23 protein-coding genes are annotated in these 25,041 nt (G+C 58.4%); 14 read left to right on the top strand and 9 right to left on the bottom strand.

The annotated features are described in order from the left end of the window. Window positions 1-14 precede the first annotated feature (14 nt). The 4 genes from BMZ46_RS08565 to BMZ46_RS08580 all read right to left on the bottom strand — a co-directional run bounded on the left by BMZ46_RS08565 (window position 15) and on the right by BMZ46_RS08580 (window position 4,257). Complete coding sequence (locus BMZ46_RS08565; protein WP_074687856.1) at window positions 15-980, bottom strand: GGDEF domain-containing protein; 966 nt, start codon at window positions 978-980, stop codon at window positions 15-17. A gap of 61 nt (window positions 981-1,041) precedes the next feature. Then, window positions 1,042-1,620 carry a hypothetical protein gene (locus BMZ46_RS08570; RefSeq protein ID WP_064595487.1) on the bottom strand — a complete coding sequence of 193 codons (579 nt, stop codon included), beginning with the start codon at window positions 1,618-1,620 and terminating at the stop codon, window positions 1,042-1,044. Window position 1,621: 1 nt separating this feature from the next. Further along, the gene (locus BMZ46_RS08575) at window positions 1,622-3,784 is read right to left on the bottom strand and encodes a xanthine dehydrogenase family protein molybdopterin-binding subunit (RefSeq protein WP_074687855.1); all 2,163 of its coding nucleotides are present in this window, start codon (window positions 3,782-3,784) and stop codon (window positions 1,622-1,624) included. A gap of 17 nt (window positions 3,785-3,801) precedes the next feature. After that, complete coding sequence (locus BMZ46_RS08580) at window positions 3,802-4,257, bottom strand: (2Fe-2S)-binding protein (protein WP_007956954.1); 456 nt, start codon at window positions 4,255-4,257, stop codon at window positions 3,802-3,804. Between the two features lie 240 nt (window positions 4,258-4,497). Here BMZ46_RS08580 and BMZ46_RS08585 point away from each other — a divergent pair, with 240 nt between their 5' ends. Further along, window positions 4,498-5,328 carry an alpha/beta fold hydrolase gene (locus BMZ46_RS08585; RefSeq protein ID WP_039770835.1) on the top strand — a complete coding sequence of 277 codons (831 nt, stop codon included), beginning with the start codon at window positions 4,498-4,500 and terminating at the stop codon, window positions 5,326-5,328. 38 nt (window positions 5,329-5,366) lie between these two features. Here BMZ46_RS08585 and BMZ46_RS08590 read toward each other — a convergent pair whose 3' ends face one another. Continuing rightward, window positions 5,367-5,759, bottom strand: a complete 393-nt coding sequence (locus BMZ46_RS08590; protein ID WP_039770837.1) for a GFA family protein — start codon at window positions 5,757-5,759, stop codon at window positions 5,367-5,369. A 110-nt stretch (window positions 5,760-5,869) separates the two neighbouring features. Here BMZ46_RS08590 and BMZ46_RS08595 point away from each other — a divergent pair, with 110 nt between their 5' ends. The 6 genes from BMZ46_RS08595 to BMZ46_RS08620 all read left to right on the top strand — a co-directional run bounded on the left by BMZ46_RS08595 (window position 5,870) and on the right by BMZ46_RS08620 (window position 13,951). Next, window positions 5,870-7,018: a GGDEF domain-containing protein gene (locus BMZ46_RS08595; RefSeq protein WP_074687854.1), complete on the top strand. Its 1,149-nt coding sequence runs from the start codon at window positions 5,870-5,872 to the stop codon at window positions 7,016-7,018. Between the two features lie 38 nt (window positions 7,019-7,056). After that, entirely contained in the window at window positions 7,057-7,728 is a 672-nt protein-coding gene (locus BMZ46_RS08600) for a class I SAM-dependent methyltransferase (protein WP_074687853.1), read from the top strand. 118 nt (window positions 7,729-7,846) lie between these two features. Further along, window positions 7,847-8,350, top strand: a complete 504-nt coding sequence (locus BMZ46_RS08605) for a VOC family protein (protein ID WP_074687852.1) — start codon at window positions 7,847-7,849, stop codon at window positions 8,348-8,350. 117 nt (window positions 8,351-8,467) lie between these two features. Next, window positions 8,468-8,878, top strand: coding sequence for a hypothetical protein (locus BMZ46_RS08610; RefSeq protein WP_134333565.1), 411 nt, complete (start codon window positions 8,468-8,470; stop codon window positions 8,876-8,878). A 67-nt stretch (window positions 8,879-8,945) separates the two neighbouring features. Continuing rightward, complete coding sequence (locus tag BMZ46_RS08615; protein ID WP_039770846.1) at window positions 8,946-9,779, top strand: AraC family transcriptional regulator; 834 nt, start codon at window positions 8,946-8,948, stop codon at window positions 9,777-9,779. Between the two features lie 518 nt (window positions 9,780-10,297). Next, window positions 10,298-13,951: a hypothetical protein gene (locus BMZ46_RS08620; RefSeq protein ID WP_074687851.1), complete on the top strand. Its 3,654-nt coding sequence runs from the start codon at window positions 10,298-10,300 to the stop codon at window positions 13,949-13,951. A 1-nt stretch (window position 13,952) separates the two neighbouring features. On the opposite strand, the gene BMZ46_RS08625 is transcribed toward BMZ46_RS08620, so the two are convergent. Beyond that, window positions 13,953-14,579, bottom strand: coding sequence for a LysE family translocator (locus tag BMZ46_RS08625; protein WP_074687850.1), 627 nt, complete (start codon window positions 14,577-14,579; stop codon window positions 13,953-13,955). 143 nt (window positions 14,580-14,722) lie between these two features. Here BMZ46_RS08625 and BMZ46_RS08630 point away from each other — a divergent pair, with 143 nt between their 5' ends. Continuing rightward, entirely contained in the window at window positions 14,723-15,478 is a 756-nt protein-coding gene (locus BMZ46_RS08630; RefSeq protein WP_074687849.1) for a type 1 glutamine amidotransferase domain-containing protein, read from the top strand. A gap of 8 nt (window positions 15,479-15,486) precedes the next feature. On the opposite strand, the gene BMZ46_RS08635 is transcribed toward BMZ46_RS08630, so the two are convergent. Together BMZ46_RS08635 and BMZ46_RS08640 are read right to left on the bottom strand one after the other, a co-directional pair. After that, window positions 15,487-17,724 (bottom strand): ATP-binding protein, encoded by a 2,238-nt coding sequence (locus tag BMZ46_RS08635; RefSeq protein WP_074687848.1) that lies wholly within the window; start codon window positions 17,722-17,724, stop codon window positions 15,487-15,489. Further along, the gene (locus BMZ46_RS08640; protein ID WP_074687847.1) at window positions 17,721-18,326 is read right to left on the bottom strand and encodes a biliverdin-producing heme oxygenase; all 606 of its coding nucleotides are present in this window, start codon (window positions 18,324-18,326) and stop codon (window positions 17,721-17,723) included. The genes BMZ46_RS08635 and BMZ46_RS08640 overlap by 4 nt, the downstream gene beginning before the upstream one ends. A gap of 456 nt (window positions 18,327-18,782) precedes the next feature. On the opposite strand from BMZ46_RS08640, the gene BMZ46_RS08645 reads away from it, so the two are divergent. From BMZ46_RS08645 to BMZ46_RS08655, 3 genes are all read left to right on the top strand, one after another. Further along, a complete protein-coding gene (locus BMZ46_RS08645) occupies window positions 18,783-20,312 on the top strand; it encodes an AAA family ATPase (protein WP_074687846.1) in 1,530 nt (509 codons plus the stop codon). 53 nt (window positions 20,313-20,365) lie between these two features. After that, window positions 20,366-21,181, top strand: a complete 816-nt coding sequence (locus BMZ46_RS08650) for an HNH endonuclease (RefSeq protein ID WP_134333566.1) — start codon at window positions 20,366-20,368, stop codon at window positions 21,179-21,181. A 122-nt stretch (window positions 21,182-21,303) separates the two neighbouring features. Then, window positions 21,304-21,924: a LysE family translocator gene (locus BMZ46_RS08655; RefSeq protein WP_074687844.1), complete on the top strand. Its 621-nt coding sequence runs from the start codon at window positions 21,304-21,306 to the stop codon at window positions 21,922-21,924. On the opposite strand, the gene BMZ46_RS08660 is transcribed toward BMZ46_RS08655, so the two are convergent. Next, window positions 21,921-22,334, bottom strand: coding sequence for a VOC family protein (locus BMZ46_RS08660; protein WP_039770856.1), 414 nt, complete (start codon window positions 22,332-22,334; stop codon window positions 21,921-21,923). The genes BMZ46_RS08655 and BMZ46_RS08660 overlap by 4 nt on opposite strands. 109 nt (window positions 22,335-22,443) lie before the next feature. On the opposite strand from BMZ46_RS08660, the gene BMZ46_RS08665 reads away from it, so the two are divergent. Genes BMZ46_RS08665 through BMZ46_RS08675 form a run of 3 tightly spaced genes read left to right on the top strand, consistent with a single transcriptional unit; the run spans window position 22,444 to window position 24,971 of the window. After that, the gene (locus BMZ46_RS08665; RefSeq protein WP_074687843.1) at window positions 22,444-23,526 is read left to right on the top strand and encodes a bifunctional transcriptional activator/DNA repair enzyme AdaA; all 1,083 of its coding nucleotides are present in this window, start codon (window positions 22,444-22,446) and stop codon (window positions 23,524-23,526) included. 23 nt (window positions 23,527-23,549) lie between these two features. Next, window positions 23,550-24,347, top strand: a complete 798-nt coding sequence (locus BMZ46_RS08670) for an isocitrate lyase/PEP mutase family protein (protein ID WP_074687842.1) — start codon at window positions 23,550-23,552, stop codon at window positions 24,345-24,347. 3 nt (window positions 24,348-24,350) lie between these two features. After that, window positions 24,351-24,971, top strand: coding sequence for a DNA-3-methyladenine glycosylase family protein (locus BMZ46_RS08675; RefSeq protein WP_074687841.1), 621 nt, complete (start codon window positions 24,351-24,353; stop codon window positions 24,969-24,971). The last annotated feature ends 70 nt before the right edge of the window (window positions 24,972-25,041 follow it).

The following is a 25,041-nucleotide window of genomic DNA, read 5'->3' on the forward strand; positions in this document are numbered from 1 at the left end:
CGATGAGGTCAGGACTAACAACGCTTCAACGCCTGCTTGTGCGCATACATCGCTGCATCCGCATCCGCCAGCAACTTATCCACGGTGTCATGGCGCTGCGGGTTGTATTCGATCTGGCCGACGCTGAAGCGAATCGCGTAACCGCGGTGCAACGTGGCATTGCGTTCTTCGAGGATTTCCTTGAGTCGCGCCATGATCGCCGTGGTTTCGACATGGCTCGAGCCGGTCAGCAACGCCACGAACTCATCACCGCCTAGCCGTCCCACTACATCGCTCTCGCGAAAGGCGATGCGCAGCACATCGGCGAAAGTCTTGAGCGCGCTGTCGCCCTCGGCATGGCCATAAAGGTCGTTGATCTGCTTGAAATCATTGAGGTCGAAAAACAGCAGCGTCGCCGGTCTTTCCAGCCGCGCGCAGGCGTCCAGCGCGTGCTGGGCGAGCATCTTGAAGCCGCGACGGTTGGACAGCAGCGTCAGCTCGTCCATGCTCGCCATCTGCACGGCCATCAGTTCCTGCTCGGCCATGCCGGCCAGATCGCGCAACAGGGCGCGCTCCTCTTCGTCGAGGTCACGGGGCCGGGTGTCGATCAGGCACAAGGTGCCCATCTTGTTGCCGTTGGGCACGGTCAGCGGATACCCGGCGTAGAAGCGGATGTTCGGATCACCGATCACCAGCGGATTGTCGTGAAAGCGCTCGTCCTCGCGGGCGTCGGGCACCAGCAGCAGCTCGTCCTGAAGAATCGCGTGAGCGCAGAACGAGACATCCCGTGGGGTTTCAGTGACGCCCAGGCCCACGCAGGACTTGAACCATTGCCGCTCCTTGTCCACCAGCGTGACCAGCGCGATCGGCACGTTGAACAGCCGCTTGGCCAGTCGCGTCAGCCGGTCGAAGCGCTCTTCCGGTGCGGAATCGAGCAATTTCAAATCATGCAGCACTTGAACTCGGACAGCTTCATTGGCAGGTTTGCCGGGTACCAGCATCACACACTCCTTTGTCGTCGATGCAGTTGAGCGTAGCCCGAATCAGCGATGACTCAACCTCTCATCCGCCGGCCACCGGACACGGCCCGCCTGCATCGGCCCAAAGCTTGAACTGGGTCACGAAGATATCGTGCGGCACCGGCACCGGCGCGCGCCCTGCCCCGGGATTCCAGCCCCAGAGCACCAGTTTGTCCTCGCTGACGTGTTTGATCAGCGCGGCGAAATCGCGGTCGCCGTTGCTGGCGCGGTCCTTGATCATTGCGCACAAACGATCCGGCGGCAGACCGATCCAGGCCATTTTGTGGGCGGCCGGCGGCAGGCTCCAGTGCGGCGCGCCCGGTGGCGCATGGGGGCCGTAACTGGCCGGCGGATTGCTTTCGGCGTGGCAAGTGGCACAGGGCAAACCGGCTGCGCCTTTGCCGTCCATGCCGCGCACCACGTTCATCGCGTGGGGGATGCCGGCGTCGAACTGCAACGGCGAATCGCCGGGAATGTGGCAGTTCTGGCAGCGCGGGCTCTGGAAGACTTTCTGCACCGTGCCGAAAGCTTTCAAGGCGTCCTGATCGTCGGCAAACAGATCCGACGCGTAACCGCCCAGCCCAAGCAGAATCACCGTGCCCAACAACAGATGTCGTTTCATCTCACACCCCCGACATTTGCAGTGGCAGTTCCCGCAGGCGCTGCCCGGTCAGGGCGAACACTGCGTTGGCCACCGCCGGCGCCGTGGGCGGCACACCGGCCTCGCCGATGCCGCCGGGTTTCTCGCTGCTCGGCACGATGTGTACCTCGACCAGCGGCATTTCATTGAGCCGCAACACCTGATAGTCGTGATAGTTGGACTGCACGACATGGCCGTCCTTGAGGGTCAGTTTGCTGTGCAGCGCCATGCCCAGGCCGAAGGTGATGCACGACTCCATCTGCGCCGCGATGCTCTGCGGGTTGACCGCAATTCCGCAGTCCACCGCACAGACCACCCGGTGTACGCGGATCGCCAGATTGTCCTGGGACACCTCGGCCACTTGCGCCACATAACTGCCGAACGACTCATGCACCGCCACGCCCAGCGCATGGCCGTCCGGCAGCGGCGCTTTCCAGTTGGCCTTCTCCACCGCCAGGTTCAGCACGCCGAGATGCCGGGCATGATCCTTGAGCAGCGTTCGTCGGTACTCCACCGGATCCTTGCCCGCCGCCGTGGCCATTTCATCGATCAGCGATTCCATGACAAACGCGGTATGGCTATGGCCCACCGAACGCAGCCAGAGCACGTTGATCCCGGTGGTCGGCGAGTGCAGATCAACCTGATGATGGGCCAGGCCCTTGATGTACGGGCTGTCGGAAACGCCCTCGACCGAGGTCTGGTCGACGCCGTTCTTGACCATGGTTTTCTCGAGCATGGTGCCGGCCATGATCGACTGCCCAACCAGCACGTGCTGCCAGGCCAGCGGCAGGCCGTCGGCGCCGAGGCCGATCTTCGCCTGATGCAGAAACATCGAGCGGTAGTAACCACCGCGAATATCGTCTTCACGCGACCACACGGTTTTCACCGGCATCGCGGCAGCCTTGGCCACTTGCACCGCTTCGGCGACAAAATCCGAGGTCGGGTTGGCTCGGCGACCAAAACCGCCACCGAGAAATTCGGTGTGAATCTCGACCTGCTCCGGCTTGAGCCCGGTGATCTTGCCGGCAACCATCTGATCCAGCGTCTGGAACTGGGTGCCGGTCCAGATCTCGCACTTGTCGGCGCTGATCTTCACCGTGCAGTTCAGCGGCTCCATCGGCGCGTGGGCCAGGTACGGCACGCTGTATTCGACGTCGATCTTCTTCGCTGCCTTGCCGAAATTGCCCTTGGCATCGCCGGCCTGCGCCGCCGAGGTGCCCGGTGTAGCCGCCAGTTTGCGGAAACTCGCCAACAACTTTTCACTGCTCAGATCAGCGTTCGGCCCCAGGTCCCAATCGACCTTCAACGCATCGCGACCGAGCTTCGCCGCCCAGTAATGCTCGGCGACCACCGCCACACCGGTCGGCACTTGCACCACTTTGTGCACGCCGGGGATCGCCAACGCCTCCGCGCCTTCAAAGGATTTCACCGTGGCGCCGAACGCCGGCGCGCGCGCCACCATCGCGGTCATCAATCCGTCGAACTGCACGTCCATGCCGAATTTGGCGCGACCGGTGATTTTTTCCGGGGTGTCGAGGCGTTTGGTGGGTTTGCCGATGACTTTCCAGTCCTTGGCTTCCTTGAAGGTGATCGACTTCGGATCCGGCACCGGCAGTTGCCCGGCGGCGTCCGCCAGTTCGCCGTAGGTGGCGCGGTTGTCGCCGGCAATCACCACGCCGGATTCGGTGCGAATCGTCGACGGTGCCACATTGAAACGCTTGGCCGCCGCTTCGATCAGCATCTGCCGCGCGGTGGCGCCGGCGAGCCGGTAGCGGTCGAACTCCATCCAGGTTGAAGTGGAGCCGCCGGTAATCTGCATCCCGCCAAACGCAGGCATGCCGTAATCGGCTGCCGAGGCTGGCGAGTGCTCAACGCGAATCTTCGACCAATCGGCGTCCAGTTCTTCGGCGATCAACATGGTCAGGCCGGTCCAGATGCCCTGGCCCATTTCCGAATGGCCGAGCAGCACGGTGACGCTGTTGTCCGCCGCAATCCGCAGGAATGCGTTCGGCGCAAAGACCTTGCCTTCGTTCTCGGCCGCCATGGCGAACCGGTTGCCGCCAGGCACCACGAACGCCACCACCAGACCACCGCCAAGCACGGCGCTGCCCTTGAGAAATCCGCGACGGGATACAGGACTGTTCATCACCCACCTCCCCTCGTTCAGCCGATGTCGGCAGCACGTTTGACCGCCGCGCGGATTCTTGGATAGGTGCCGCAGCGGCAGATGTTGCCGGAGAGCGCCTGATCGATATCGCTGTCGGTGGGTTTGGGAATTTTCGCCAGCAACGCGGCGGCGGACATGATCTGCCCGGACTGACAGTAGCCGCATTGCACCACGTCCAGTTCGGCCCAGGCCTGCTGCACCGGGTGCGAACCGTCGCTCGACAAACCTTCGATGGTCAGGATTTTCTGGCCATGGGCGACAGCCGTGGCCGGGGTGATACACGAGCGCAACGGTGCGCCATCGACGTGCACGGTGCAGGCACCGCACTGGGCCATGCCGCATCCGAATTTGGTACCGGTCAGGTGCGCGACATCGCGCAGGACCCAGAGCAACGGCATGTCCGCGGGGACATCGAGCTCCTGATCCTTGCCATTGATGTTCAAGGTCAGCATCGGGGACTTCCTCAGACTCACGGTGTTCTGAAGGGCGCTGCTACGGCTCTCGCTGGCCGTGCGCGCCTCGGCTTATCCCTTTCAGCTAAGCGCATTTTGACCCGACGACCAGCCGCCGCGACCACCGGTCATCCGGCACCGTTCGGAAAATCATCGATCAGGGTGTCGTTTTTGCTCCTACAGTTGATACCGCTTGTCACCGTAAGAACTGCCCTTTCACACTTTCCAGGAGTCGCGAACATGGGATTTGTCACAACGAAAGACGGCGTCGAAATCTTCTACAAGGACTGGGGGCCCAAGGACGCCCCGGTCATTCACTTCCACCACGGCTGGCCGCTGAGCGCGGACGACTGGGATGCGCAAATGCTGTTCTTCCTGGCGCAGGGGTTCCGGGTCGTGGCCCATGATCGACGGGGTCACGGGCGTTCCAGCCAGGTCTGGGACGGTCACGACATGGATCACTACGCCGACGATGTGGCGGCGGTAGTCAATCATCTGGGGACGCAGAAAGCCGTGCATGTGGGCCACTCCACCGGTGGCGGCGAAGTGATTCACTACATCGCCCGGCATGGCGAGGATCGGGTATCGAAAGCCGCGATCATCAGCGCCGTGCCACCGCTGATGGTGAAAACCGACAGCAGCCCCGGTGGTTTGCCCAAGTCGGTGTTCGACGATCTTCAGGCGCAACTGGCAGCCAATCGTGCGCAGTTCTATCGCGACGTGCCCAGCGGGCCGTTCTACGGCTACAACCGCCCCGGCGCCAAGCCATCGGAAGGGATCATTGCGAACTGGTGGCGCCAAGGCATGATCGGCAGCGCCAAGGCGCACTACGACGGCATCGTTGCCTTTTCCCAGACCGACTTCACCGCTGACCTCAAAAGCATCTCGATTCCGGTGCTGGTCATGCACGGCGACGACGACCAGATCGTGCCCTATGAAAACGCCGGCGTGCTGTCGGCGAAACTGCTGAAAAACAGCACGCTGAAGATCTATCCGGGCTTCCCCCACGGGATGCCGACCACCGAGGCTGCGACGATCAACGCGGATCTGCTGGCGTTCATTCGCGGCTGATCATACCCGCCGGGGTCAGGCGCCCTGCCTGACCCCGGCTATTCTTCGGTTCGCCCCGTTCTCTCACGATCGCGCACGTAGTGTCTGGCCAATGGAAAGGCCGGTAGCCACGACTCGCGACGCACCGTCCACAGCTCGTACGTGGGCTGGAATTGATCCGGTGCATCCAGCGCGCCGAGATTGACCTCGACTTCATCGCCGCTGCGGCCGAACACCGACGAGCCACAGCGCGGACAGAAATGCCGCCCCGCATAGTCACGGGTTTCACCGCTGATCGTCACAGCATCCTCGGGAAAGATCGCCGACGCGGCAAACAGCGCGCCCTGGTGTTTGCGGCAGTCAAGACAATGGCAAACGCCAACCCTGTAGGGTCGCCCCGACGCCTCGATCCGCACCTCGCCGCACAGACAACCGCCGGTCAATCGGTCCATGGGACACCTCCGCCTGAAAATGGAATATCCGGTGAGTGAAAATAGCAGCCCATTGGGGGAACGCTTACAATCGTGGCCCATTAACACTATCCAGGCAGACCTGTCCTTTCATGGCGCTCGATCCTCTCACGATGCTCACCATTTCCACCGCCCTGGCCGCGGCGGCCGCCCTGTATCTGGCGGTGGAATGGCGCAGTATCCGCGAATCTTCCCTGCTGTTCTGGAGCGCCGGTTTCGCCACCATCACCGTCGGCTCTAGCCTGGCCCTGCTGCGCGCCAACGGCTATCCGTTGATCGGCATCTGGTTCGCCAACGGCCTGCTGGTGGTCGCGCACTGGCTGTTCCTGCTCGGGGTCGCGCGGTTTACCCAGCAGCGCTTGTCGCGGGCCTGGTACTTGATGTTCCTGCTCTGGCTGTCGTTGCTGCTGTTACCGGAAGATCCGTCGTGGTCGAAGATCATGCTGATGGCCAACTCGCTGCTGGTGGCCGCATCGATGCTGCGGGCCAGCCTGTTGCTGCGCCCTCATGGCAAGTCGTTGAGCGTCGGCGCGGTGCAGTTGCGTTATGTGTTGCTGATCCACGGCGCGTTCTATTTCACCAAGGCGATCATCGCGGTGATTCCCGGCACGCTGATCGATCTGGCGTCGCTGCGCGGCGAGATCATTCAGATTTCCCTGGTCGAGGGCGCGATGGCGATCATGCTGATCGCGCTGTCGATGACCGGCACCGAGCGCTACCGGCGGGAAAAACAGATTGCCGAACTGGCCGCCCGGGATCCGCTGACCGCGCTGTACAACCGCCGCGCCCTGGAAGTCCGCGCGCCGCGTCTGCTCGACGAAGTCTCCAGCGCCCGCCCCGGCGCGCTGCTGCTGATCGACATCGACAATTTCAAACTGATCAACGACCTGTACGGCCACACCGCCGGCGACCGGTTGCTTATCGCCCTCAGCGAAATGATCCGCGCGGTGCTGCCCAAAGGCGCGCTGGCAGCAAGGCTGGGCGGTGACGAATTCGTGATGCTGCTGGGTGATGCGTCCCACGCACAGATCATGGATCTGGGCTGTGCGCTGCGTGAGCAGTTTCAGCAGATGACTTCCCAGACCTACACCACCCCGCAGGCCGTCACCCTGAGCATCGGCGCCAAGGTGTTCGATCAGCCGCCGGCCAGCCTCGCGGCGTTGATCGAACAGGGCGACAGCGCGCTCTACGAATCCAAGCGCGGCGGTCGTAACCGGATTCAGCTGGCCGACTACACCTGACCTATCCTTGCCTGCATCCCGCGATCCCGGAGTCCGTCATGTCCTCGCCTGAATCCACCCTCCTCCAGAGCTGGCACCACAACGCCCGGGCCTGGACCGAAGCCGTGCGCAGCGGCGCCATTGAGAGTCGCCGGCAGGTGACCGATCAGGCCATTCTGCTGGCGGTAATGGGGCGTCAGCCGGAGCGCGTGCTCGACCTGGGATGCGGCGAAGGCTGGCTGTTGCGGGCGCTGGCCGAGCGAGGACTCGAGGCGGTCGGCGTAGACGGTGATCCGACGCTGGTCGAGGCCGCGCGAACGGCAGGTTCACCGTGCGTGCATGTCGCGAGCTACGAAGAATTGGGTGAAACGAAGGTCGACATTGGCCGCGATTACGACCTGATCTGCGCCAATTTTTCCCTGCTGCATCAGGACATCATTCCGCTGCTCGCGGCGATGCATGCACTGCTCGTGCCGGGCGGTGCGTTGGTGATCCAGACGCTACATCCGTGGTCGGTGGCTGCCGGTGATTATCAGGACGGCTGGCGGGAAGAAACCTTCGACGGACTCCAGGGCGATTGGCAGCCGATGCCGTGGTATTTCCGCACCTTGTCCAGCTGGCTCTATGCGCTGGACATGGCCGGCCTGCAGTTGACCGGCCTGCGCGAGCCGCAGCATCCGCAAAGCCCGGTGCCGCAGTCATTGCTGATGATTGCCGAGCGTCGCGGGTAAACCCTGCAGCCTCGGCTTGATTCGCAGCAACCGACCATTCGGCCCGTTGCGCTGCCAGCCGAACACAGACTGACTACGCTATTAATCCAGCGTGTCCAACCTGCCGAGGATGACTGCCATGCAACGCTTTCAAAAGCTGACTCCGTGCCTGTGGTTCGACGATCAGGCGGAAACGGCGGCGAAGTTTTACTGCTCGATCTTCGATCATTCGAAAATCACCGCCCTCACCCACTACAGCAAGGTCGGCCAGGAATTCCACGGCCGCCCGGAAGGCTCGGTGATGACCGTCAGTTTCGAACTCGACGGCCAGACCTTCACCGGACTCAACGGCGGCCCGGTGTTCACGTTCAACGAGGCGATTTCGTTTCAGGTCAATTGCCAGAACCAGGAGGAAGTCGACCATTTCTGGGGCAACCTCAGCGCCGGCGGGCCGGTGCAAGCGCAGCAATGCGGCTGGCTCAAGGACCGGTTCGGCGTGTCGTGGCAGATCGTGCCGGTGGCGTTCATGCACATGATGACCGACCCCGACCAGACCAAAGTCCAACGGGCAATGCAGGCCATGTTCGGGATGAAAAAACTCGACATCGCCGAACTGGAACGAGCCTTCGCCGGCCAGAGCTAAGCCGCTGAACGCAGCCAACCGCTCATCGGGAATCCACGTAACCTGTCAGATATGACAGGTGTTTTTGATCTGACGGTGCTTGACCATGGCCATTCCTCCATTTGAAGGTATGCCGCCATGAACACAGTGGATTTCGAAGATCAGGCATCAAAAACTTATGCTCCCGGGCAGACATTCACCAGCTACGGGGTACCTTTTCACCTTTTGCCAGGATCTACAGCACCGATGTCCATTCAGGGATCAAGCGGTACCCACGTTAATGGGCAAGTCCTGGTCATTCGTCCAGGCACCGTGGAGATCGACCTCAACCCGGCCCAAAACAGCTTCAGCTTTTGGTTTGCAAACGCAGATAAAGGACTGACTGTGCGCTTTTTTGCGCAGGATGGTTCGAAGATTGACGAGTTCATTGAACCTGCGCATGGTGCTGGCGAGAAAGCATTCGGACATACCATCCAGCCTTCATTCACGAGGGTTCAGATCGAAGTCCACGGTGATAGTGCGTTAATCGATAAGCTGGAGTTCGTGTAATAACGATGACTGGCCAACGGCAGTCAGCGCTCGCTAAACTCAGGCCCGACTGCCGAGAATCACAACGATGAAACACGCTGCCGCCAAGAACCCCGAACAAGCCCCTCGCTTCTGGCGCGACGACGCCCTGCCCTTCATTGAAGCGCGGGCCATCGCCGATGGCCGCGAGGTCTGCTATTCCCGTCATTCCCACGCGCACTTTTCCATCGGCGCGATCACCGCCGGACGCAGCACCTATGTGCATGAGCAATCCTCGTTCGAAGTGGCGGCCGGCACCGTGGTGCTGATGAATCCGGGGGACGTGCACGCGTGCAACCCGATCGATGACCAGCCGTGGTCGTATTTGATGTTGTATGTGGAAACGCCGTGGCTGACGGATCTGCAGCATCAACTGGGGTTCAGTGCGGAGCTTGAGTTTCGGCGGTTTACCGATACCCATTTGAATGACGCCCGCCTGTTTCGCGACTTGAATGGGTTGTACGGCGTGTTGGTCGACGATCAGCAAGACGTGCTGTGCAAGCAGAGCGCAGCCGTGGAGTTTTTCAGCGACCTGCAACTACGTTTGAATCCCATCGAGCAACCGTTGCGCGAACCGAACTGCAAACTCGAACGCGCCGCCGACTTCATCCGCCAACACTGCACCGACCTGCTCAGCCTCGACGACATCTGCGCCGCTGCCGAGCTGTCACCGTCCTACCTGATCCGCGCCTTCAAACAGCATTACGGCATGACGCCCCATGCGTTTTTGGTCAACCAGCGCATCCAGTTCGCCCGCGAGCGCTTGCGGCGCGGGCAGTTGATTGCGGATGTGGCGCTGGAGGCGGGGTTTGCTGATCAGGCGCATTTTCAGCGGGCGTTCAAGCAGCATCTGGCGGCTACGCCGGGGCAGTATCGGGGATAGCTCCACACGCTCAATCCCGTCGCACTGAAATGTTTTGGATCGTTCCCACGCTCTGCGTGGGAATGCAGCCCGGGACGCTCCGCGTCCCTTCCAGAGCCGAACGCGGAGCGTCCGTTGAGGCATTCCCACGCCCGGCGTCACAGATCGTTCCCACGCTCTGCGTGGGAATGCAGCCCGGGACGCTCCGCGTCCCTTCCAGAGCTGGAACGCGGAGCGTCCCTTGAGGCATTCCCACCCAGAGCGTGGGAACGATCAGGTTACAGAGGCGCCTCGGTCACTTTGATAAGTCTACATACCCGGAAAGATATACATATTTATCGCCAACAAAGCTTCAGGCCTTTAAAAACAACCCCCCCTCTCATTCCCGCCACGACAAAGAAACACTTCGAACATTAATCCACGCCAATTTTCGCCTTGGCGCCTTACTCTAAAAACCTGTCTACCGCACAAAAACGACAGTCAATAAACAACCACCACACATCTCATTTATTTCGCTACCAGAGAATGGATTCCGAGTCATGAAGCCAATGGACAACTATGTTTACAACTCCAACAACACACTTCAAAAGAAGACAGTAAGCCAGACCATTACAAACTTTATCGACGATAAATACGCCATTGAACGCCTTGGCTGGAAATGGGATGAAATTCTGGTTCCGTGCGTGGAGGACAGCACATTTGACCAGATTCACCGCAGCAGTAAAGTTTCGCTTTCCATACTTCTTCGCCACGACGATTTTCACTTTGTCCGCGCTCGCCACCAGATTCCGGACAACGCGATTTTTCTGCTGGATGAGCGAGGCCGGCTCTACTTCAGTCATCGAAATCTGGTTTCCAGCAACGGTCGGCCTGCTACCCCGTTTGTTTCTCTCCGGGATATCACCGTGGATGTCACAGGTCGGGCGGACTTGGAAGACGATCTGCGATTGTTGGCCAGGATCGCCGCATCCAGCGGCGGATGGATCGTGTCAGGAGACGAAATCAGTGTCGGCCAGTGGCTGCGATTCAACGGATTGCAAGTACCGACAAACGAACAAGAGACCCGTGACCTGCTGGACCTGTTGAACTTCTCGACATTGCCCGAGCCCCCGAAGTATGGAAACTATTGGCAACTGCTGGACGCGCCAGATACGTCGCCATTCAAGCTTGAAGGAAACAACCGGGCAATCATTCTTGATCTGAAACAAAGTTTCACTATGTATTCTGAAGCCATCGTCAATGTCCTCGGCAGAAGCGTGCTGATTGAGAGCGGACCAAGTGACGGCGCTACAACCAGCATGGACTACCGCCTTCAACAATTGCTCGAAAGTACAGCGTCCCGGCACGGGCAAGATTATCTGTCCCGACTGGGCTGGCTTAATGAAGCAGCTGCCACTCAACAATCGACTGAACTCGCAGAGCAACTGGCGGTTGCCGCGATATTGCTTGATCTCGACCCGGCGCTGGATATTGCCAATACCCACTTCGCCGGTTTCGATCTATACGCCAGACGCTACTTCAAACAGCATCCGAGCCAGGTTCGAACGGAACTGGAAGCGCATCTGATCAAGCATTTGCACGTCGCTCCCCCACTCGCTCCGTTGGTGGCACAGATGATTCTGGCAGGCATGGCGCCGGAGTACCTTTTTGCAGACTGGCCGTCCAGCCTGCGAATGGGAACACCAGCCTGGGTGATCGCTACTCAGGCGGTGCATCTGGTAGAAGCACTGGCACCCGGTGCCAGCCGCAAAATGACTTATCAACATCTGATGGGATTCAGCCAATCGACGAAATCACTCGCGCCTCTGGCTGCGTTACAAGCTGAGGGCTCGGTGGACCCGGTGGTGACCTGGGCCTGGATGAACGGTGTCATCACGCGAGATGCGCAAGGCGATCTCAGCGCAAAAGAAATCGAACGCGCGATGCGCGAATACGATCAGTACATCGACATGACGCTGAAAGCCGCTGAATGTTTTTCCACACCATTGCCCGACCGAAGACAACTTGCGTTGCAAGAGCTGAAATCGCAGGAGCGCCATTGCGACCCCGATGAACTGCTGGTCAAACATCGCGGCAGTGGTGGTGGCGCCGGTCGTAAAGTGTCAGTGCTGGACCTTTACATGGGCGACGAACTTCACACTCAAGACTGGGATCGCATCAAAGGCACCAGTATCTACAAATCCTTCCCGAACCTGCCCTATCTCTATCCCGTTACCGAGCTTTACGAGTCGGCGACCAACAGTCATTTCGAGTCTGTACTCGAGGGGCTGGCGCGCAATATCCAGATCGCCATTTCTCAGGTACTCCCGGAAGATACAGCGTCCCTCGAATACGGTGCGATCGGGATCTATTGCGTTCAGAATATGAACTACAAACCGGCGAGAGTTACCGGGCGTTATGGTTTCAGTCCGGCGACTTACGTCCCGGGTGAAACCGGGCGCTACGGCGTCATTCTTTGTGTAAAGCACGGTTATGCCGTCAAGTGCTTTGAACTGTTTCCACTCAGGATGGAATGCCGGTACAACCCAAATCTTGAAGCGTTCTTCAAGCCGCTGATAACCGGAAACGGCTACCCGCTCGACACTCGCTTCGCAGACAAGAAAAAATTTGAATTGATCCCCGTCGACCTTCAGGCCTACTTGCAAAACGTGCCACCCAAAACGGGTGTCCTGTCCAGAGTCCACGTCCGCAGGATCGGCGTACTTGAAGCACCTGCCGACCACAGCGACCGGGATAATCAAATACCCTTTTATCGATCCTCACGCATGGAAACACTGGGTAGGCTGGTCGCCAGGCAAAATCCGTACATCACCGAAAAAGAGATTCACCAGTTGGGCCTGCAGCAAACCGCACGAGAAAAGGCGATCGAAAAAACCGACGCTATCTTCAACATTATTCTCAACCTGATCATTCCCTTCAAAGGCTGCGTGGAAGGACTGACTTCAGGGGATCCGAAGAAACACGGCGGTGCCATTTTCGACTGTATTGTCGACGCTGCCGTACTGGCGATGACCATTTTTGCCGCGCCCGTCGCCATCGCTGCCGCTGCCAGCAAAGCTGCGGCCATCGCCGGCAAACTGCTGTCCGCTTCGCGGGTTCTGGCAAAGACGGCCCTCAGCCTGTTCAATCCGTTATCGGGTTTGCCGCAACTGCTCAAGGCGGGTGGCAAACTGATCGGACGAGGGCTGACGAAACTGAGCGGCCATACGCTCTCACTGGCACATCAAGCCAAGCAGCAACTCAGGTTTCTGACCGGTGCCAACAGCTACGACCTGATCAAAGCCATTGAGCACACCGGCTCGGCTACCCAACTTCGAACGTCGCTGGATACCGTCGCTCACGCTCGAGCACTGTTCAAAAATGATCTCATAGAGGATGCGCATCAGGTTCTGCAGAAACTGCATGCAAACGACGCAAAACGATTGAGCAAGATTCCCGAGTCGGAGCTCGCGCACCTGTTGGAAAAGACATTGGGCGACATTGCGCGCCAGTCCGACGCGGCCCAGTCGTTGAAGAAAGTGCTGGATCCACAAGTGGTCGAAAGTCTGATCAGGCAACAGGCGAAAAAATATACGCTGGCTAATCTCCACCAGTTCAGCAATCACAATACACTGCCCGAGTTGTTCGAAACGACGTTGACCATTGAATACAAAAACCTGCAGTTCATGCACAACCACCAGCGCACACTGCTGACCACGGATTTGGGCAAGGCGCCATTCGACAGCCTACTGGATGAACTGAAGTTCAATCCCGCTGGACTGACCGATAACACAGATCGCGCCGCGGCCTGGATTGTTCACGCATCCAGTTCTCGTAACGACGTCGATCGTGTGAAGGACCTTCTGCTCGAATTCAGCCGTAACAACAAGCCACTGAACGATCCGGCGGTATACGCCGAGCTGCACAAACGCATTGCTCCCAAGGATGCCGGCGGCTTGCGCAGTCCAACGGGGGAGGCACGCTATCCTTCCAATGTTTCAGGCGCAGCGTTGCTGGAACAACACGCCAAGGCTCTGGATCCTGCGGGTGAACATTTTTCCAGGCAGATGCTGGGAGCGATGCTCGGTTATCACAGCTTTGTCGATGGCAACGGGCGCACGGCGCGAGCGGTGTATGCGATTGCGGAGCTGCGCAAAAATCGCTTTCATCCTTTAGGTAAAGCGGCTGAAGACGCCCTGAGCGGACTGAACTGATTCAACCTGCAAATACCCGTGGGAGTGATTCCCACGGGGCTTGAGGCGCCAGCAGGTAAATCGCACTCACCGCCAGCAGCGATGCCATCACCCGGTTGAACAAACGCATCCCTGCCGGGTTGCCGAGATAGCCACGCAAAAACGTCCCGGCATACGCCCAGCACCCGACCGACAGATAACAGATCACCAGATACACCGCCGCAAACTGCCACACCAGCCGCGCCTCGCCGTCGGCGACAAACGCGCCCATCCCCGCCACGCAGGCCAGCCAGGCCTTGGGATTGAGCCATTGCATTACTGCGCCGTAGAGCATTGATGGCGCCCTGCCCGATTCTCCCGCATTCAACTGCCCGTCATCCGTTGCCAACTTCCAGGCCATGAACAGCAAAAACGCCACCCCGGCCAGTTGCACCACGCGGGTCAGCGACGGCCACAGTTTCAGTACTTCGTGCAGCCCCAGTCCCATCAACACCAGCAACAGCACAAACCCTAGCGTCGCCCCGGCCACATGCCGCTGGCTCGCGCGAAAGCCGAACTGCGCCCCCGAACTCAACGCCACGATATTCACCGGCCCCGGGGTAATGGACGCGGCCAGGGCAAACGCCGCCATCGATACAATCAGACTCATCGCACACCTGCTTCAAATCTAGGAACAAGGCGCTCACGGTAGCCGGCGCACAGCAGGCGGTATTGAAGGAAATTACCCCCGCTCGCGCAGACCCACTACGCTCTGGCTATGCGATCACTTTTGACCAGGAGGTCTGCCCCTCGATGATTCTGATTCTGTTGCCCTCTGCCGATTACGACCCGACGGAAAGCAGCGTGCCCTGGCAGGCGATGCGCAATGCGGGCATCGAAGTTCGTTTTGCCACGCCGCAAGGCTTGCCTGCCCACGCCGATCCACGGTTGGTGAATATCGGCTTCGGCCTGTTGAGCCCGATGCTGATGACGCGCAAGGCCGATCTGGACAGTTACACGCAGATGATCGAGTCCGAAGCGTTCAAGCAGCCGCTGGCGTATGCCGATGTCGACACGAACCGCTTCGATGGTCTGCTGATCCCCGGCGGGCATGCCAAAGGCATGCGCACGTTGTTGGAATCCACGCAGGCCCAGCAGATCGCCCTGCAATTTTTCAAGTCCGAAAAACCCGTGGCGGCGGTGTGCCACGGCGTGCTGTTGCTGGCCCGGACGCTCGACCCCGACACCGGGCGTTCGGTGTTGTTCGGGCGCAAGGTGACGGCGTTGCTCGCGGCAACCATGGAGTTGCCGGCGTGGCTGATGACAGCTGCGTGGCTGGGGCGCTACTACCGCACCTACAAGCAGACCGTCGAAGCGGAAGTGAAGACCGCGCTGGCCAGCAAAGCCGACTTCCAACGCGGGCCGCTGATCGCCAAGCGCGATTGTGCGCAGAAACTGCAATCAGGATTTGTGGTGCGCGACGGCCAACTGCTGACAGCGCGCTGGCCAGGCGATTGCCATCGATTCGCCGCAGAATGGGTGGCCATGTTGCAGCCACCCGAGCGCTGATCCGCGTTTCAGTCCAGACGCGGCACGGTGAAACGGAACTCACTGCCCTGCCCCGGCTCGCTCTCGGCAACGATCTGCCCGCCATGGGCCTCGACGATGCCTTGCGTGATATACAGGCCCAGCCCGGTGCCGGTCGGATTGCCTTCCTTCACCGTCCAGTAACGGTCGAATACGTGCGGCAGGTGATCCTTGGGAATGCCTTCGCCGCTGTCGCGGACCGTGAAGACGATGTCGTCACCGACCGATTTGGCATACACGTCGACCGTGCCCAGGCGCGGAGTGAATTTGATCGCGTTGCCGACCAGATTCGACAGCACCTGAAACAGTCGCTCGGGGTCGGCATGGATGCTCAGGTCGGGATCGGCCTCGAACGAGATGCTGATGTCCTTGTCCAGCGCCAGCGGCGCGAGCAGCGATTGCGCCTCTTCGAACATCTGCGCGACATCGAGTTTCTGCGGCGAGATGGTGTAGCGCCCGGCGTCGATTTTCGAGGTGTCGAGCAAGTCTTCCAACAGCGTGTTCATGCGCCCGGCGGCTTGTTGCATGGTGTCGATGGCGGTGGAGATGCGCCGCGAGGTGTGCGGCCCGTCGGAGCTGAAAGCCTTCTGCATCATGCCGCACAGCATCGAGATCACGGTCATCGGGTTGCGCAGATCGTGTGAAACCACAGCAACCAATTCATCGCGGGCACGCACCGCCTCCTGCTCCCGGCGCACCTGACGGGCCAGATCATTTTCCAGCGCCGAGCGACGCAAGTCGTTGGCGGCGAACAGATCGCCGTGACTCCACTTGGTGGAAATCCCGGCCATCTCGACCTTCCAGATTTCGAACGAAGTACGCGGCCGCAGGCGCAGGCCGGCGTCGGAGTTTTCCAAATCCAGCGGCTTGCGCGGGTCGCCGCTCCAGTTGATGTTCTCTTTGACTTCGGGGCGGAACCACAGCACGCCGTTGTCCACCGGTTTGGGCAGGCTCATGGCGAGCACGCCGCTGGCAACTTGCTGATAGTGCGCGGCCGGCGGATAGACGCTGGCCAGGTGGTGACTGGCAAACACCGGCTCGCCACGCTCCTGCAACCATTTGTGCAGGGCACGGATCTCTTCCGGCTCCGGGCAGTTGCCGTAACGGTGCAATTGCTTGTCTTCGATGATCGCGATGCCGCCGGCATTGGCCAGCGCCATCAGGACTTGTGGCTGGTTGGCCAAACCATCGAATACGTTCTGTGGCGAATCGATCATTGCTTGATTGAGCAGCGCCAACGCTTCGACTTTTTCTTCCCGTTGACGGCTGACTTCCAGTGCTTCCATCGCGCTGATCTGCAACGACAGCACCTGGCCGATGGTCTGGCACGCGGTGCGCAATTCATGCGGTACATGCAGCGGCTGGCGATTGCCGCAACTGATCAGGCCCCAGAGCTTGTCGCCCTTGAGCAGGGAAATGCTCATCGAGGACAGCACGCCCATGTTCTTCATGTACTGGCAGTGGATCGGCGACACGCTGCGCAGCGTCGCGAAGCTCAGGTCCAGCGGAGTCTGGGTGTCCGGGCGCAACTTGGGCACCAGCGGCACCGGTTGGTAGTCGGCATTCGGGATGATCCGCAGCCAGTTGGTGCGGTACAGCTCGCGGGCCTGCTCGGGGATGTCGGAGGCCGGGAAAAACAGACCGTTGAACACTTCCATCGAGGGGTCGGACGCTTCGGCAATGACTTGGCCGTGGCCCTCTTCCTCAAAACGGTAGATCAATACCCGGTCGTAACCGGTCATGGCCTGGATTTCCTTGACGCTGATGTCGTACAGCGCCTGCAGGCTCTGGGCCTTTTGCAGGCGCGCGAGCATCCGCCCCAGATGGGTCTCGGTGCCGGCGACGTTGCGCGGCTGGAAGTTTTCGACGTGGATTTCCAGCTCCAGAATCAGCACATCCTGATGCCGGTGCACCAAGCCTTCGAACGCCGTGCCATTAAGGCGAAAGTGCAGCGGCGGCGCATCGGACAGGGTCGGTTGTTGCAAGGCCTGGCGAACCTGCGCAGCGTGGGCATCGCCGATCAGGCTTTGCAGGGGCTGGCCGATCAGCTCTTGCGCCGGGCGCGCGAGCAAGGTTTCGACGTTGGCGCTGATCTGGATGATCGAAAGGTCCGGCTCGCTCAGGGTCAGCAGCAAACCGTGCGGCTGGATAGCGCCGGGAAAGCGGATCGGCTCGTCGGCACAGTTGGCCAGCAACTCTTCAAAGGCTTCTTTGTCTTGCGGGGTCATACCAGAACCTCCTGGCTTTCGAGCCAGCGCTCGAAACAGCTGAATGTAGTGTGGGCGGCCGCCACGACGGCTTCACGCTCGTCGGCGTCCATCGGGCGACTGCCCAGGTATTCGATGAAATCGCGCCAGCGCCGGCCGGTGGCAGCGCCGTAGATGTCCAGAAACGCTGCGCCGTTGTCCGCGCCCAGGCTCAACCGCGTGGCGATTTCCCGGCGCAGGATCTGTCCGCCGAGGGTGGCGCCTTCCAGCACGTACAGCACTCCAAGGCAGGCGGCGGCGGAGTCGATGGTGGGCAACTGGCGGCAGACCGGAAAGTCCTTGCCGTTAGCATCCAGCGCTTGCAGATCGCGTTGCAGGGTCGGCGCTTTGAGGCGCGAAACCAGATCGAAATCGGCGGGGATCTCGCCGCTGTCCTGCAATGCGCTTTCCAGTGGCTGATAGAAGCCGTAATAGGCCCGCATCAATCGCTCGAAAGCTTGCAGATCAAGGGTGTCGGAGAAGAAAGGAAGGCGTTTTTCCAGTGCAATGTGCAGTTCGGCCGTGCCGGCGCGCAGGTCCTGCAACACCGGTGGTACATGAACCTCGCGGGCCTTTGCTTGCATGTAGGTCGCTCTTGGTAGGGCCACTTAGGCCGTGCGTGATCAGTGAAACGGGGAGAAACCTTACACGATAATCTCCCTCCCATTCCAACCGGAGGGATCATCTATCCATTCACACCCTCCTCGCCTTGATTATGAGTTCCAACACCCGCTGAAAGTTCGACCTGAAAGATTTGATCGATGATGTATTAAAAAATCACATAACGAGGCACTTCGAATGATACTCATAAAGCACTTACAACAAACAACTCCTGATAGGCTTCTTTGCGCACCTCACCCTTCCCACTAAAGCATATATTTACAACCTCAATAAAAGCAAAGTATCACCATTCAGATCAACCCAATCCAGATAACCAAACTACTCCTTGGAAACCCCGACCTAATAAAGACAACACAGCGAAGCAAAACTCGACACAATGGTGGCTTTTTGATACCTTTCCCAAATTCAAAAGGAGGTTGATGCTCATGATTTTCTGTAAATCAAAGAACCTAGAACACCAAAAAGATATAGTCACACTCGACAAGTCAGATTGGGATGACTACGGCTATCGTACTCAGTTCTATGTAACATATTACGATGAAAACCTAGAAAGACATGATCTAGGCACGATAAAAATAGGTTTTATTGGACAAGCAAATAGCGAACAAACTGCAAATGCGCTTCCTGACAACTTTCCTCATTTAAAAGATAATTATTTCTCACTAGGTCAAAGTTCAGAGTTTTACGAGCGAATCATTGCACTTCCCAAAAGAAAAGGCTTTGAAATCCTTAAAAAACTGCGCGACATCGCATTCAACAAAAGCATTTTTAATTCAGTCATGGAGGAACACGTTCTTTACTCCTCACTGATGCGATTCACCAGCTCAACGACAATAAAAAATCAATTCACTCGAATCCTTGAAGGTGGGGTTACGTATGAGAGCTTTGATTTCAGCTATCAAAAATCACCACAAAGATCAGGCACAAGTACTCGTTTTGATTTTTCAGTAAAAATTGACTCAAAACCACCGACCCACATGCACGTACTCATTGGCAGGAATGGTACAGGGAAAACAAAACTACTTAATAGCATGATTACTAGCTTGGTACATAACAACAATGAGTCAGGTGCTTTTTTTGAGAAGCGCAACACTCACTCACCTCTGATTGGTAGCAATTATTTTAGTGGAGTAATATCCGTATCCTTTAGCGCGTTTGACAAATTCGTCCCCCCGCAAGATCAACCAGATAGCGCCAAAGGGTTACGATATCACCACATAGGATTGAAGCAGATTGTTGATGATGAACTCCAGCCGAAATCTGATAAAACTTTAGAAACCGAGTTACTCGAAGCCATCGAGACATGTTTAAACCAAGAGGACAAGCGCACACTACTATTAGATGCAATAAAAACACTCGAATCAGATGACAATTTTAAACAAATCGGATTAGTAGAACTCATAGAATCCCGTTACGATAGAAAAACAGTTCCAGATTTTAAAAAAATCTATAAAGAAATGAGTTCTGGGCATGCAATCGTACTTCAGTCTTTATCTCGGTTGATCGCCTACATTGAGGAGAAGTCCTTAGTTATGATGGACGAACCCGAAAGCCATCTGCACCCACCACTGCTTTCCGCTTTTACAAGAGCGATTTCCAACATACTTGCCGAACGTAATGCCATTGCTTTAATAGCTACACACTCTCCTGTCATCCTCCAGGAGGTGCCTAAAAATTGCGTGTGGAAGTTATATCGAATCGATGATGAAATTAAAGCCGAGCGCCCTTTAGATGAGACATTTGGTGAAAACCTTGGCGTACTGACAAGCGAAATCTTTAGCTTGGAGGTTTCTGCATCAGGATTTCATAATCTTTTAAGAAAGTCTGTAGAAGACAACAGCAAAACATACAACCAAATAATAGATGAATACAACGACCAAATCGGATTCGAGGGCCGCTCCATACTCAGAAATCTCATTGCTACCAGAGGAAAAGGGGGCAACAGATAATGCGAAGCTTGCCCATTCCAAAACAAGACAACATGTTGGTCTACAGAGACTGCGTGAATGGCATATTCAACGAAGAATTGCGCAGCAGATTCAAAAGTGCGGCGCCTGATATTCAGGTGGCGTATAAGAGTTATCTAACAGAGGCAAAGGCAAACCTACTCCATACAATCAGGGGCAAAAAATACGAGAAGAACGATATAGTCCTTTCTCGCCTTACGAAAGACAATCTGATGAAGTTGTACTCACAATACTTTGTCGGCGAGCAAAAAATAGCAAGAAAACATTACAACGATATCTTCTTTAGCTCACCAAACCAAAAATGCCCTTATTGTGGATTTGGACAAGTATTTACATTAGACCATTATTTATCCAAGGCTTCACACCCTCAGTTTTCTGTTCTGATGCCTAATCTGGTTCCTTCCTGCCGGGATTGCAATGAAGGTTACAAAAGCGATAAAGCCGGAAACTCCGAATCAAAGCAGTTCCTTCATCCTTACTTCGAAAAAGGATACTACTATGAGCAACAATGGCTTTTTGCAGAAGTAAAGTACAGTGTACCTGCCACGATATTTTTCTATGTTTCCTGCCCACTCAACTGGACTGAATCGGCAAAAAGCAGAGTACGCAATCATTTTAAGGAGTTCGGACTGCAAGAGAGATATGCCGTCGAAGCAGCAGAAGAACTTTCAACCTTGAGTTTGCGCCTATCTAGACGACACAAAAATGATAGCCCGGCTCAGATAAGAGAAATATTGGACGAAGCGTTGGAGGCAGAACAAATGAAGCATCAAAACTCATGGAAAACAGCGATGTACTATGCTTTAGTGCAGAGCAAATGGTATCAATGCGAAGGTTACAAACTAGAATAATTGGAGTTAGAAATCAGGTATTTATAAATTTCGACAACAACAGCGATACGTCAGAATTTAGGCGTTATTCGAAGTTTACATTTAAAATCTCTGGCAAATCTGATCAGTGCAGGATTATTGCTATGGATCTCACTACCCTCTCCCTGTTCCTGCCCGCCTGTTTCGCCTTGAACATGGCGCCGGGGCCGAACAACCTGCTGTCGGTCAGCAATGCCACCCGCTACGGCTATCGTCGCGCCTGCGTGGCCGGGATCGGGCGGTTGCTGGCGTTCGCCGGGATGATCGCCCTCGCGGCGGCGGGGCTGGCGGTGGTGCTGCAAACGTCTGAACTGTTGTTCTATGGGATCAAGATTATTGGCGCGGGGTATCTGTTGTATCTGGCGTGGCAGCTGTGGCGAGCCAATCCTGCCGCCGAAGACGCCATTGCGGCGCCGGCGAACGGGCTTCTGGCCCTGGCGCGTCAGGAGTTTCTGGTGGCGGCAGGCAATCCCAAGGCAATCCTGATCTTTACCGCATTCCTGCCGCAATTCGTTGACCCGACCCGCGCCATCACCCCGCAGTTCATGCAGCTGGGCGTGCTGTTCCTGCTGCTGGAATGGATCGCCATCAGCGTCTACGCCTACATGGGTCTGCACATGCGCCGCTGGTTCGCCGAGCCGCGCGGCAAGCGGATCTTCAACCGTTGCTGCGCCGGGCTGCTGTCGGCGGCGGCTTCGGTGTTGCTGATGGCCAAGCGCGCCTAAGCTTCGGACGGGCCTTTGAGTTCGACCTGATTGCCGTCCGGGTCGAAGCAGTACAGCGACAGGCCGTAACCCTCGGCGCCAAAACGGGTGGCGGCTTTTTCGACGGTCAGGCCGCAGGCTTGCAAATGACTGACCAGCGCCGCTTCATCGAACGGCTCGATGCGCAGGCAGAAGTGATCGACATTGCGCCGTTCGCTGCCGGCAGCGGCGCCGCCCTTGCGGCCGATTTCCCCGTCGAGGTCGACCAGATCGATCATCGACGTACCGGCGCGCAGGTGCACCAGACCGAACTTTTCATTGCGCTTGACCACTTCGGCACCGAAAACCCGGTCGTAGAAATCAATGCTGCGTTGCAGATCCGCAACGCGCAGCACGATGTGATCGATGTGTTGAATCGTGAACGGTGGCATACCTTCATTTCCCGAGTTGTAGCGACCCGATCACTGTAGTGCAGCGGCCCGAAAATTCACTGTCGATTTTTCGGTGGAGCCATCGAATAACTGGTTTTATCCTCGGCCCATGAACATACAGACCGCTGTCCTGCCCCCTCACGCCGAAATGGTTCGCGCCATGCTCGAACGCGACACTGCCTATGAAGGCGTGTTCTTCACGGCCGTGAAAACCACCGGGATCTTCTGCCGCCCCAGTTGCACCGCGCGCAAGCCGAAACCGGAAAACGTCGAGTTCTTCGCCCACGCAGACGAGTGCCTGTCCGCCGGTTACCGCGCCTGCTTGCGCTGTAAACCGCTGGACGCCGCGGCCATCGCCCCGGATTGGGTACAGCGGCTGCTCAAAGCCGTCGACGCCGATCCGGAGCTACGCTGGAGCGATGCGCAACTGCTCGCCGAGGGCATCGAGCCGCTGAAGCTGCGGCGCTGGTTCAAGCAGCATTTCGGCATGACCTTCCACGCGTGGCTGCGCACCCGTCGACTCGGCATGGCGCTGGGCGGGATCAAGCAAGGCACGTCCATCGACCACGCCGCGTTCGATTCCGGCTATGAATCCCTCAGCGGTTTTCGCGATGCGTTTCAGAAATCGTTCCGCATCACGCCGGGACGCGCGGCAGCCAGCGAGCCGCTGCTGTTCACTCGCCTGACCACGCCGCTGGGGCCGATGATCGCCATGGCCGAACGCCGTGGACTGGTGCTGCTGGAGTTTCTCGACCGCCCGGCGCTGACCCGGGAAGTCGAAGAACTGCAGAACCGCTACGGCTACGTGGTCGCACCGGGGCACAACGCGCATTTGCAGCAGCTCGAAAACGAGCTGGCGCTGTACTTCGCCGGCAAGCTGAGCGAATTCAGCGTGCCGCTGCACCTGCCCGGCAGCGAGTTTGCCCGGCAGGTCTGGAGCGAACTGCGGCAAATCCCCTACGGCCACACCAGCACGTACGGCACCATCGCCGCACGGCTGGGCAAACCCGGCGCCAGTCGCGCTGTGGGGCTGGCCAACGGGCAGAATCGGCTGTCGATCGTGGTGCCATGCCATCGGGTGATCGGTGCGGACGGCTCGTTGACCGGCTATGGTGGTGGGCAACCGCGCAAGGCGTTTTTGCTCCGGCTGGAAAACGCCGCCGTGCAGCTGACGCAACCACTGGCTTTCTGAACAACCGACAAGAAGGGATCTCGATGAACGCGCTCGACACTCAGTTTCACCAGTTGCACCACGATGGCCTGCTGATCCTGACCAACGTCGCCGACGCCACCGGCGCGCGACTGGTCGAGCAACTGGGTGGCAAAGCGGTCGCCACCAGCAGCGCCGCGGTCGCCTGGGCCCACGGTTACCCGGACGGCAACACTCTGCCGCTCGAGCGTTTGATCAGCAGCGTGGAGTCGATTGCGCGAGTCATCAAAGTGCCGTTGAGCGTGGACATCGAGGCCGGTTACTCCGATGACCTCGGCCGGGTCGCTGAAGTAATCGATGCGGTGATCGCCGCCGGTGCGGTCGGGATCAATATCGAAGACGGCAGCGGCACGCCGGAACTGCTGGTGCGCAAGATCGAAGTCGCGCGACAGGTGGCCGACAAGCGCAATGTGAAGCTTTTCATCAATGCCCGCACCGACGTTTATCTGAAAAGCCTGGTGCCTGCCGAGGATCGCGTCGCCGAAACCCTGCACCGCGCCGCGCTTTATCAGGCAGCCGGGGCCGATGGGTTGTTCGCTGCCGGGGTGACGTCTGCCTACGAAATCGAAGCAATCTGCAAGGGCACAACTTTACCGGTCAACGTTCTGGGCTTCGCTTGCCTGCCCTCTCCCGAAGAACTGATAGCCCTCGGCGTGCGCCGCTTGAGCGCAGGCTCCGGGATCGCCGAGTTCATGTACGGCGCCATGGGTTCGCTGGTGAAAAGCTTTCTCGCCAGCGGCAAGCTCGACACCCATGACCTCAAGGCCTTCACCTATGGCGAAGTCAACGGTCTGCTGAAGTAACTCATGCCCGATCCCTACCAACCGGCCAGCGTGTTTCTGGCCAGCCTCGACGCCGACTGGCAGCGCCACATTGCTGCCATAGGCCCTTGTCTACATCAGCCGCATCCGACGCGCGATCCGTATGAGTCGCTGGTGCGGGCGATTGCCTATCAGCAACTGCACGCCAAGGCGGGCGATGCGATTGTCGGGCGGCTGGTGGGGTTGTTTCCCGGGCAGACGTTTCCGCGTCCCGAGCAGATTCTGGCGACGGACTTCGATCAATTGCGCGGTTGCGGGTTTTCGGCGGGCAAGATTGCGACGATTCAGGGGATTGCCCAGGCGACCCTGGACGGTGTGGTGCCGGATTACTCGAGCGCGCTGGTGATGGAGGACGAAGCGCTGATCGAGCGTCTGGTCAGCCTGCGCGGGGTTGGCCGCTGGACTGTAGAGATGTTGCTGATCTACAGCCTGGAGCGGCCGGATATTCTGCCGGCGGATGACTTTGGCGTGCGCGAGGGCTATCGGCGGTTGAAGGGGCTGGAGGTGCAGCCGACGCGCAAGCAGATGATTGACATCGGATTGGCGTGGAGTCCGTTTCGCACGGTGGCGGCGTGGTACCTGTGGCGTGTGCCTAAGGCGCTCTGACCTTGCCCCATTACCCTGTTCAGTCGGATGTTTCGACAGGCCGGGGTGAGGAGCCGTTCATCTCGCTCCT

The sequence above is a fragment of the Pseudomonas sp. NFIX49 genome (assembly GCF_900115915.1).
GTDB classification, from domain to species: domain Bacteria; phylum Pseudomonadota; class Gammaproteobacteria; order Pseudomonadales; family Pseudomonadaceae; genus Aquipseudomonas; species Aquipseudomonas pharyngis.